General features: G+C 56.4%; 10 protein-coding genes. 5 read left to right on the forward strand and 5 right to left on the reverse strand.

What is annotated here, in order from left to right; translation table 11 throughout:
• Nucleotides 1-333: 333 nt before the first annotated feature.
• Nucleotides 334-837 carry a hypothetical protein gene (locus B4E36_RS03645; protein WP_292051437.1) on the forward strand — a complete coding sequence of 168 codons (504 nt, stop codon included), beginning with the start codon at nucleotides 334-336 and terminating at the stop codon, nucleotides 835-837.
• Here B4E36_RS03645 and B4E36_RS03650 read toward each other — a convergent pair.
• From B4E36_RS03650 to B4E36_RS03660, 3 genes are read right to left on the reverse strand one after another with little or no spacing between them, the layout of a single operon-like run.
• On the reverse strand, nucleotides 818-1,795 hold the full coding sequence (locus B4E36_RS03650; protein WP_292051438.1) for a toll/interleukin-1 receptor domain-containing protein: 978 nt from the start codon (nucleotides 1,793-1,795) through the stop codon (nucleotides 818-820). The two genes, B4E36_RS03645 and B4E36_RS03650, sit on opposite strands and share 20 nt — an antisense overlap.
• Nucleotides 1,792-2,322, reverse strand: a complete 531-nt coding sequence (locus tag B4E36_RS03655) for a hypothetical protein (protein WP_292051441.1) — start codon at nucleotides 2,320-2,322, stop codon at nucleotides 1,792-1,794. The genes B4E36_RS03650 and B4E36_RS03655 overlap by 4 nt, the downstream gene beginning before the upstream one ends.
• A gap of 21 nt (nucleotides 2,323-2,343) precedes the next feature.
• Complete coding sequence (locus B4E36_RS03660) at nucleotides 2,344-2,589, reverse strand: DUF2188 domain-containing protein (RefSeq protein ID WP_292051443.1); 246 nt, start codon at nucleotides 2,587-2,589, stop codon at nucleotides 2,344-2,346.
• 383 nt (nucleotides 2,590-2,972) lie between these two features.
• Here B4E36_RS03660 and B4E36_RS03665 point away from each other — a divergent pair, with 383 nt between their 5' ends.
• From B4E36_RS03665 to B4E36_RS03680, 4 genes are all read left to right on the forward strand, one after another.
• Nucleotides 2,973-3,554 carry a Fic/DOC family protein gene (locus B4E36_RS03665; protein ID WP_292051444.1) on the forward strand — a complete coding sequence of 194 codons (582 nt, stop codon included), beginning with the start codon at nucleotides 2,973-2,975 and terminating at the stop codon, nucleotides 3,552-3,554.
• Nucleotides 3,555-3,976: 422 nt separating this feature from the next.
• Complete coding sequence (locus B4E36_RS03670) at nucleotides 3,977-5,683, forward strand: type IV secretory system conjugative DNA transfer family protein (RefSeq protein ID WP_292051446.1); 1,707 nt, start codon at nucleotides 3,977-3,979, stop codon at nucleotides 5,681-5,683.
• A complete protein-coding gene (locus B4E36_RS03675; RefSeq protein ID WP_292051448.1) occupies nucleotides 5,668-6,591 on the forward strand; it encodes a M48 family metalloprotease in 924 nt (307 codons plus the stop codon). The genes B4E36_RS03670 and B4E36_RS03675 overlap by 16 nt, the downstream gene beginning before the upstream one ends.
• Nucleotides 6,592-6,639: 48 nt before the next feature.
• Nucleotides 6,640-6,852, forward strand: coding sequence for a hypothetical protein (locus B4E36_RS03680; protein WP_292051449.1), 213 nt, complete (start codon nucleotides 6,640-6,642; stop codon nucleotides 6,850-6,852).
• On the opposite strand, the gene B4E36_RS03685 is transcribed toward B4E36_RS03680, so the two are convergent.
• Together B4E36_RS03685 and B4E36_RS03690 are read right to left on the reverse strand one after the other, a co-directional pair.
• Nucleotides 6,849-8,456, reverse strand: a complete 1,608-nt coding sequence (locus B4E36_RS03685) for a MobA/MobL family protein (RefSeq protein WP_292051451.1) — start codon at nucleotides 8,454-8,456, stop codon at nucleotides 6,849-6,851. The two genes, B4E36_RS03680 and B4E36_RS03685, sit on opposite strands and share 4 nt — an antisense overlap.
• Before the next feature lie 81 nt (nucleotides 8,457-8,537).
• Complete coding sequence (locus tag B4E36_RS03690) at nucleotides 8,538-9,677, reverse strand: tyrosine-type recombinase/integrase (RefSeq protein WP_292051453.1); 1,140 nt, start codon at nucleotides 9,675-9,677, stop codon at nucleotides 8,538-8,540.
• Nucleotides 9,678-9,787: the final 110 nt, after the last annotated feature.

Raw genomic sequence — 9,787 nt, forward strand, 5'->3', positions numbered from 1 at the left:
GTGCAGATAAACCGAGCCACCTCTCGGGAGACCGCTTGCGGCGGAAGACCATTGCGCGCGAACCGGATCAGCCCAGCTTGGCGACTAACCCGGCCAAGGGAGGCCCGGCTCCACACCTGAGGAAAGCACCGCAAACACCACACCGCCCGACCCACAAATCCACCGTGGGCAGGACAGCACCCCACCAATCGGACCGGCGCATCAGAGCAAGACAGAACCAGTCATCCTGCAACCGATGAAGGCCACGGGTACGCAAGCGGGCAGGGAGGCGGCAGCACCGGGTTGAGAAAGGGGGAGAGCGAGATTTCGCATGAACGACACACGAACATTTCGATGAATTTCTGGTCGCTTTTACTGGAAAACGCCGACCTGTATGCGTGTTTCTTCATAAATAAAGATAAAAGGAGTAAAATGATTAGATTCAAAGAATTTCTGGTAGCAGAACGCCAGCCTCGTTTTATCGAGATATTTATACCTGTGGCGAACAGCGATGGCGCTGAGTTTCAGATGCTGCAGGAAGGGAAAATTGTATCAGGTCGATACAAAGGAAACATAAGAATAGATCAACCCAAGCACGGCGTTGGTCAGACACATGCTCACGTCTATGGTCGCCGTGGAAATGAGATAGGAGTGATCAATCTTGATGGCAGCTCAAGTCATGGCAGCAAAATGAAGCTGCATAAAAAGGACATTCTGGCGTTGAAGGGTCACGGATTTGATGTGCCGGCTGACGGAATAGTTGAGTGGATTAAAGCGGACGGCAATTTTCTTCTAGTCGAGGGCACCGCACCGGTCGAAAATCACCTCGATTATAGCGTTACTGTAGGGGCTCTATGAGAATGGACCAAAACAGCTCTGCGGCACCTTCCATACTGAGCTTTGCATTTTGGCGTCGGCTTTGGAATGCCAACCCCATCAACGGCTTCAAATACAGATTCTGGTCGTCGGTCTCGACCGACAGCTTTTCATTGCAGCTGTTATCGGAGCCGTTGTCATTGATGGAGTAAGAAATCCCTCTTCCGAAAGCTCCGCCAAGCACGATCTTGCACCGAGAAATAGCCTTGCCGTCAGCATAGATCACACAGGTAAAGTGATTGGCATCTATTTGCCGAAAGCGTCCCTCAATTCCGGGATTCCGACCTGCCAGCTCCTGAAGCGAGTTCTCAAAGAAGCGGCTTATAAAGGCAAAACTATCTTCCAGAAAACGTTCCCGGTCCGCATCCGAGAACGTTTTTTTGACGCGCATATTGCTGGAGCGGGCCGAGGCATAGGGCGAGGAGACCGTTTCCGGCTCGGCAAAACCAAACTTGGCTGCAGATGGGATCTGCTGTGCGGCTTCCTGTTGTTTTGGGCTTGCTCCCATTGCCGTAAGTGCCCGACGGATATGACCAACCACATCAGTGTAGGCCTCATCAATGTCCGCCCATGATTTGATAGGCTTGCCATCAGTTGGCGCAGCCAACAGCTTGGCAAAGGGAGTGTTTCTCCAGTCGCAGTGCCGGAGGATAATCGGGATGACCCGAGCTGTCCGATCATGATGCCGTTCAAGAGCCCGTGTCATCTCGATATCGTAGCAATACCGCGATGCGATGAAATCAGAACTGACCAGCAACAGAATGACATCAGCCTGCTCAAGATTTTCGTCAATGGCAGGGTCAAGTTCGTCGCCTGCCGGAATCCGCCGGTCGTGCCATGTATCGATCAGCCCTTCGTGCTTCATCGCAGCCAGATGTTTTTCAAGGGTATCGCGAAATGTTTCGTCAGCGTGGGAGTAGGAAAAAAAGAGTTTGGTCATGAATTCTGGGGTGCTTTCCATTCAAAGCTGGCGACGGTAATGGCCTTTTCATTCCCATCCGGGTTTGGAACGGTAATATGCCATTTGCCGAAGTATGCGATGCGGCGTGTTTCTGTCACCGGATTGATGAGTCTGCCTGACTCAAGATCAAAACTACCTTGACGCGGCCTGAAGCCACTACCGTAGTATTCGTTGACTCGCATTACCCAGCAATCATGATGTCGCATGACACAGCCCTGCGCTTCGAACAATCGGCTGGGGGAAGCGTCGAACCCGCTGAATGGGTCCACGACAAGGGTTGGTGGGGCTTCAAAAGCCAGGACCTGATACCTGTCAGGGTCGTTGATAATCGAATATGCAGGAATGTCTTCGTTCAGCTGGATGAGTGCGCGGGCATCTTCGCCGCCTTCAACGTCGGCGACGAGTGCCAGCGCACCGGCATCCTCTCCATATTCCACTAAACGAACCAACTGAGAGGGTTCACATTCAGTCAGGCTTTTGATCGAACAACTTGGTAGAATATTCATGAAGCGCAAAACCTCCGTTGATCAGCCTTTGGACTTTCTGGGGTCTTTGGAGCGGGGGAATGTCCGTTCTTCCTGATATTTCCCGTTCTGTTTCTGGATTTTTACTGACCCACCGGATTTACCCAGAGCGCCCGAAAGGGCTCCGCCTTTGGTCGCTTCGGACTTGCTTTCAAAACGCTTCGTGGCTCGATCGGCACCATCCTGCTTCAGAACCCAATCCTTTTTTGCCTCATCATGCGACAGTGTATACTTTGGCAAATCGGACATTTGTTTCCTCCCCTTGGAATACATGAAAAGTATAAATGGCAATGTAAATTTTAGCCAGAATTTTTGAACCAAAGAACGGGCTGCAGTTTTTGGGATCGTCAGGGACATCTTGCGCCGGGGCCCATAAATAGATAGGCATGACGTCATAAAAGATGGTATTTTGAAAGCATGGCAAAGAGCACAAAAGTCAGTCGTTCTGCAGGATCCGGGAAATTTATTACCCGTCCCATCGGTGTGGGCAAAGCGGAGCGCTTTGCGGCGGTTGAGGGGTTGTCCCTCAAACCTGCGTCAAGATCACTTTCCAAGAGTTTGGCGTCGTCCAATCTTAAAGGGGATGCCTATCGTACTGCGGTCACGAAGGCGTTCAAGAAGGGCTGAGTGTCGTGTCGCGCTATGATGCGATCGAAGACCCTTTGTGCTATCCCGGCACCCAGGTTCTGCGCAACAAGGCTGATCTTCGGGATCAGGATGAGCTCGACGAGTTCGAACAACTGATGTTCCATTCGCGCGCCGACGAGGACCTGCCGGATGGCGATCTGGATTTTTCCCATTACTGCGCCGTCCATCGACACTTTTTCCAAGATGTCTATAGCTGGGCAGGGCAGGTGCGAACAATCCGCACCAGCAAAGGCGGCAGCATGTTCTGCTATCCTGAGCATATCGAAACGGAAGCGACAAAGCTGTTCTCCAAACTGGCCCGGAAGGGCTGTCTGGCCGAGGTAGGGGATGAAGATGAGTTCGCGACCGAAGCCGCATGGTTTCTATCGGAGCTTAACGCAATTCATCCGTTCCGAGAGGGGAATGGTCGTTCACAGCTGGTCTTTCTGACGATGTTGGCTCGAAACGCCGGATATGAGCTGCATGAAGATAACCTGCAGCCGGAGACGTTTCTGCAAGCCATGATCGATAGCTTTAGCGGCACTCTCGATCCGCTGAGAATTCAGATACGCTCTTTATTGGTTTGACGCGGGCTCGCAGGGGGGGGGCGTGTTCACGCCCGCCCACGGCACCCGCGCTGCGGCCGGTAACGGCCTTGCTGCGGGCACCGCAGCGGAGCCCGGCAGAGCCGGGCGCATCTTGCGAAGAGTGCGACGTTCGAAGGTAAAATACGGACAGGGCGAGTCGCACGGAGGGGGTGCAGGGGGTATCCCCCGCCGCACTTCGGGGTTCGGGACGGTCGCTTCGCGCCGTTTCGAACGCCGCAATGTTGCATTTCGCCGGGTTCCCGGCTGAGGCAACATGTAAGTGCGCTTTTACTGTATTTGGCAGACTTTGATGCCCGTCAAGAGAGCGACATTCATAAAAGCTACCGCAGGTATTTACAACCCTGCATCAACCTGCTTCGATTACCTGCAATATCCAGCAGATACCGGGGGGCTGATGCAGGATGAGCGGGGACGATCCGTTTGCGGACCTGACAAAAATGCCGGTCAAGCTTGGCGGGACCGAGCCATTGCGCCTTGGCGATACCATTCGCTCCTCACAGGCGATGGTGCAGACCGCAACCAAAATCGGCCGCAACCTCAAGGCCGCATCTCTGCGCCGTCAACTCCTGCAGCAAGGCTATGATCCGATCACCGTCGATACCGTCGTCTCGGCGGTACTCAAGGGCGAGCCTTATGAGGGTATTATCGCCGCCGCCAACCGCACCCTGGCGCTTCTCCAACAGCAAGCGGAACTCCTCCGCAATCCGCCAAAAATTCATGGCTCCGCCGCATGGTCCAGCGGCACCGATCTGGCCGATGCCGGATTGCTGAACGATGCCCACGAAACGCCCGACGGGATCTATTTCGGGCGAGACAAGGCTACCGGCAAACCAATCCACTGGAACGGCGAAAGCCATCTACTGACCCTTGCGCCGACCCGCACGGGCAAGGGCGCAATGCAGATCATTCCGAACCTGCTGCGCTATCGCGGCTCTGCCGTGGTGTTGGACCCCAAGGGCGAGCTGGTCGAAGCCACCGGCAGATGGCGCGATGAAAACGTCGGCCCGGTCTATATTCTCAACCCTTTCGAGGAAGGGCGGCTGAAAGACTTCACCCATGGGTTCAATCCGCTGGACACGATCAACAACGACCGTGACGCCACCAAACTGGCGGAAATGATCTACCCGCGCCAGCAGGATGACAAACAGCCGTTCTTCGCCAATGAGGCGATCGGCTTTCTGGCGGGTGCTTTGCTCTATTACGCCCACTATGCCGACCCCGCCGAACGCAATATCGGCGCCCTGCGGGATCGCGTGTCCGGCTATGACAGGGACTTCACCAGCCTGCTGAAGGATATGCGCGGCACGGATGACCCATTTATCCGCAACGCGGCCAAAGCGGTTGAAAGCAAGACGCGCGACGTCGGTATACCCCGGCTGATCGAAAGCATCGGCCAGCATATGAGTATCTGGGACACCAAGGGACTGCGCCGCGCCACCGCGCGTTCCGATTTCCTGTTTGAAGGGCTGAAGGAACGCAACATCACGGTCTATCTGGTGCTGCCGTTCGATGCGATTGGCCCGTACTCCACCTTCGTGCAGATGGTCTTCGCCAACGCGCTGGACGCGATGCTGCGCAACAAGACCAGACCGGATATCCCGGTGCTGTTCCTGCTGGATGAGTTTCTGATGCTCGACGCGTCTGACCGGTTTGTCAGCGCACTGCGGACACATGCCGGGGCAGGGGTGCGACTGTGGTTCTTCCTGCAGGATATGGCAACCCTCAAGCAGAAGTACCCGACCAACTGGCAATCGTTCATGCAGGCCGAAGCCAAGTCATTCTTCGGCACGGATGACCACGAAACCAGCCAGTACATCTCCGACTACCTGGGCAAGGACACCAAGGCGCTGCTGATGCCGGGATCGGTCGGAACGTCACTGGGCGGCGGCTCGGCGTCGTATTCCATCAACGAAGCGCTGTCGCTGCACGGTCGTGAGCTGATGACGCCGCAGGAAGTTGAAACGTTCATGGCGTCGCACAACCCGGCCAAGCCGCGCAACGCCCTGCATTTTTTCAGGGGAGGGCTGCGCGTGAAAGCAGACCTCATCCCCTGGCATCTCGACCCGATCGCCAGCAAAAGGTGTGGACTGACATGGAACAGGAAATAACGCAGACCCCGACAATCGACGCCAGCCGACTTGCCAATCCGATGACCCGAACTGTGCTTTTCCTGATGGTGGGTGCCGCCATTGGTGGCATTATTGGGATGGTGGTGGAGTTTTTCGCCTTCCTGTTCGGGATGACCGCCACCCCGTTGGCCATCATCTTCCTGACCATGCTGCCGCTGGCTTTTGCAATCATGGCCATTCAGTTACTTTGGGTCTTTCTCGGCCTGCCGGTGTGGACCTATGTGGGCGGCAAGTTTTTCGCCAACCGGGTCGGCGGACAGTCCGGCAAAGCCGCCAAAGACCTCAAGATTACGTTCCTGCCGGAAGGGCATCCGATCTACGACAAGGTGCAGGCCATGGCGCAATCCATGGGGCTGCCGCCAGTACGCCATGTGGGCCATTTCGAGGATCACAGCATCAACGCGTTTGCCTGCGGCCAGTCCCGCGACAATGCCATGATTGCGTTCACGCGCGGCTGTATCGAAAAGACCACCGGTGATCAGTTCGAAGCCATTCTGGCGCATGAGCTCGGCCACATCGCCAGCAATGATATGCAGCGCATGACCTATGCCTATGGCGTGCGGGATGCCCTGACGTTTTTTCTGGTGTTCCGCAAACTCAAAATGCTGGCGTTGAAGCTGTTCACTTTCGTCTCTGAAATGGAAATCATGCGGTTTTCCCGTCAACGGGAGTTCTATGCAGATGCCATCGGGGCCAGCCTGACCAGTCCGCAGGCCATGATCGGCGCGCTGGAAGCAATCAAGGCCGATGACGGCAAGCCACGCCACGCGCTGGCTGCCTATGAAAATCTGATGTTCAATGGCCTGCTGCGAAGCCATCCACCGCTGGACAAGCGCATCGAGGCCATCCGCAACGCGACCTACATTAAGCAATTACCGCATAAATGATCAGGTTTCTGTTCGCGATTTGTTTCATGATGGCTTATCATAGTCAGCATGAAATTCAGTTCGTCGATCCGTTTCAACCTCGAATACATGCTGGCATGGTTCGTGGTTCGGGTACTGCGGCTGAACATTCCGTGGTGCATGCGCACCTACAAGGAATTTCAGCTGCTGGTGCATGGTGTCCGTTCAGCCGAGCCAAAAGGCCGTCGTGAAACTCTTATGATGGAAGAGCTTGGCCAGGAGCTGGAGCGCACGCGCCGCTAGCGCTTCCACTGCCGCTCTTCCTCATGTCGTTCGGCCGCCCGCCGGGCGTCCCGTTCTTTCTCAACGGCTTCCTTCGTCACTTGATAGGATTCCGTGACGTTGCGCCGCGCTTCGCGGGCTTCTTCTCGCTCCTTGGTTGAATGCTGGAATGTTGCCCGCCATGAATCCTTGGTCGGGCTGATCCGGCCCGGATCGCGGGCCAGTGTTTCCAGCGCCCGCTTTTCTCCCATATCCTCCAAGGCCTGATTGAAGCGCTTGATGGCGTGCTCCGGGTCTTTGAAGATGCGGCGGAACTGTTCATCCGTATGGGCGTATTTCAGCAAGCGTTCGGCTTCCGCCTTGCCCAGCGTGTCGCGCAGGATTTCTGCTGTGTGGTCCGGTTCCCGGTGCTCTTCTTCGTATCGGCGATCCATGCCTGCTGCGTAATCATCCCGGTCTTTGCGCTCCAGGTAGGCAAGGCGCTCTTCCAGTATCTGCTTTTCAACGCGTTGAACCTCGGCGTCACCATGTTTGCGGGCTTCTGCCAGGCGCTCACTCTCGGACTGGGTAACGGGCAGGCGGGCGGCGTCATCGCGCCGCATGCCTTCTTCATCGCGCTGTCGCTCTGCTTCCTGGCGCTGCCGTTCTTCCGGTGTCGGCTCGCTCCCTTCCTGTTCAGGTACAGGGCTTATGACACGTGGCTGGCGTGCTTCTTCCTGTTCCTGCCATTTGCGCTTGATCCAGCCTTCAAACTGGCCATCGTCGTGCCGTATCTCCTGTTTGGGTTCCGGATGCTCTGCGACGTAGCGCTTTAGCTCCTCGCGTTCTTCCCGTGTGAAGCTCCATTCCGGCGCATGCGTGCGTGGCGGCCATTCTTCACGCGCGGTTAGATGCGGGTAACGTTCAATTTCTTCAGGGGTAGGGCGTTGACGCATGGATATCTCCCTCATCCAGCTGCGATCGGGACGGCGACGTCCCCGGTGAGTGCCTGCCACTTTGGCAATGCCGCGTGCTTTGTAGCTGCGATGGTCATACCGCATGCCCGCTCCGGCTGCCGCCAGAAACAGATTGCAGGTGTCTGCCCACAGGGCGCGCGTGTCATCGACAAAGGATTTCTGATTCAGCGCGGCAAGCTTGGCTTTGGCAAAGCCGGTGCTTTCAAGTACGCGGGTCGCCAGCAACAGATGGCAGTGCGGATTGGTGCCGTCGGCATTGTTGTGAATGGCGTAGTGGACCGGCAACCCCATGGCGACAAACCGCGCCGCGAAGGCTTCCATCAACGCGGGCCAGCGCTGCGCATCAAGGTCAAGCGGTAGGGCCACTTCCAGGCTTTTGGCCAGACGGGCATCCTTGCGCCGCTCGGCGGCTTCCACCGCATTCCATAAGCCCGCGCGGTCACTGGCCCAGTCCGGCGCATCGGACGGGTGCAGGATCGCCTCGTGAACAATATCGGTATCCTGCCGGGTATAGCGATGAATGCGCCCGGTGCGCTCATCCCTGATCCGCGTGCGGGACAGGTAGGCGGCCGCCGCGATAACAGAATGGGGATTATCGGCAGGCCCGTTGCCGCGCGAAACATTCTTCACACGGCAGTGTATCGGCTCTATCCGGATAACCTGATCCACACCAGAAACCTTCGGCAGCAACGACTGACGTTACTTTGCCGGGATGAATCCTAGATTGCAACAAGATGATTCGACAACCGATCATGCTTTTCGTCGCACGTTGATGGCCCTGGCATCCAGGGTGTTCTTGAGATGTACGGCATAGTGCTTTTCGATCATCTCGACACTGGTGCGGCAATTCTTGGCGATCTGGTAGATATCGGCACCTTCCAGCAGGCGGAGGCAGATATAGGTATGCCGGAGACTATAAGCTGACCGGCGGTTGCCTTCGCGATCGAATTTCAGGTCGCAGTCGGTGAGTGCCCGGTTGAACTGTTTCTTGTGATCCTGCGGAAAAATCAGGTCGGTTGGTCGCGGTCGATTGCGCTTCACCAACCGCTCAAACGGATAGACCGCACCGCGCGTGCTTTTGCAGTAGCCAACACCCCGTTTGCCGCGCACCTCGATCAGCAGGATGGGGTCGTCACCTTCTTCGCCCTCATCAATCGTCACGTCGCGGTATTCGAGACGATTGGCTTCATCCGGGCGCAAACCGGTATTAGCCATGAATAGCACATAGTCATGCAGCTGTTCGGCCGCATGCTGCCAGTTCAGGCCCTCGGCCGATTTCGCGCGCTCTCGTGTGTAGGTGTAGAGCTTCTTGTACTCTTCATCAGAAAACCAAGCCCTATGACTGATTTTGCCGGAAGCCCGGTAAGGCGCGGAAAAGTCGGGCAGGTGAGCCAGCCAGCCGTGCCGCAGGGCGGTTTTCATAACCTGCCGCAGTGTGACGGTTTCGTGGTGGAGGGTGCTGCGGGTCGGCACCTTGCCGGTGTCCGGGTTTGGCTGCAGGCGCATGATTCGATAGTCCTGCACCATGCCCGCCGTGATCTGGGACAGCGGCTTGTCGCCAAAGTAGGGGATCAGGTGATTCCTGAGTCGGGCGGCGTGATCTTTCACATAGCGCGGATTACGCTCGCCGTTGGTGATCGCCTCGTATTCCAGCAGGAACTGTTTGGCGGCATCGGCAAAGGTACGCTCGGCGGTCAACTGACCGACCCGGCTTTTGCCGCGCAGCTCAAAATACCAATCCTCCGCGAACTCCTTGGCCTGCGCCAGACTGTCGGTTTTGGTGCTGACGCGCCACTTTTTGCCCTCCAGTCGTGCCTGTGCCTGCCAGACCGAACTGTTCTCGCGGCGGTAAATTCTGACCTTGTCACCCAGTATGTAATGCGAGCCCATGACACCCTCGAAACTGTGTCCACTGTGTGTCCGGGTATTTTAGGCTATTTTGGAAAGGAAGTGTAGGCCTAAAGCCTTGAATTTATTGGTGAGAGCGCAGGGGTTCGAAC

This window comes from Martelella sp. UBA3392, from assembly GCF_002358775.1.
GTDB classification, from domain to species: Bacteria; Pseudomonadota; Alphaproteobacteria; order Rhizobiales; family Rhizobiaceae; genus Martelella; species Martelella mediterranea.

What these genes read in the sequence shown, in the direction of transcription:
- B4E36_RS03645 (WP_292051437.1), top strand. Translation starts at nt 334, where the DNA reads ATGAATTTCTGGTCGCTTTTACTGGAAAACGCCGACCTGTATGCGTGT.
- B4E36_RS03650 (WP_292051438.1), bottom strand. Translation starts at nt 1,795, where the DNA reads ATGACCAAACTCTTTTTTTCCTACTCCCACGCTGACGAAACATTTCGC.
- B4E36_RS03655 (WP_292051441.1), bottom strand. Translation starts at nt 2,322, where the DNA reads ATGAATATTCTACCAAGTTGTTCGATCAAAAGCCTGACTGAATGTGAA.
- B4E36_RS03660 (WP_292051443.1), bottom strand. Translation starts at nt 2,589, where the DNA reads ATGTCCGATTTGCCAAAGTATACACTGTCGCATGATGAGGCAAAAAAG.
- B4E36_RS03670 (WP_292051446.1), top strand. Translation starts at nt 3,977, where the DNA reads ATGAGCGGGGACGATCCGTTTGCGGACCTGACAAAAATGCCGGTCAAG.
- B4E36_RS03675 (WP_292051448.1), top strand. Translation starts at nt 5,668, where the DNA reads ATGGAACAGGAAATAACGCAGACCCCGACAATCGACGCCAGCCGACTT.
- B4E36_RS03680 (WP_292051449.1), top strand. Translation starts at nt 6,640, where the DNA reads ATGAAATTCAGTTCGTCGATCCGTTTCAACCTCGAATACATGCTGGCA.
- B4E36_RS03690 (WP_292051453.1), bottom strand. Translation starts at nt 9,677, where the DNA reads ATGGGCTCGCATTACATACTGGGTGACAAGGTCAGAATTTACCGCCGC.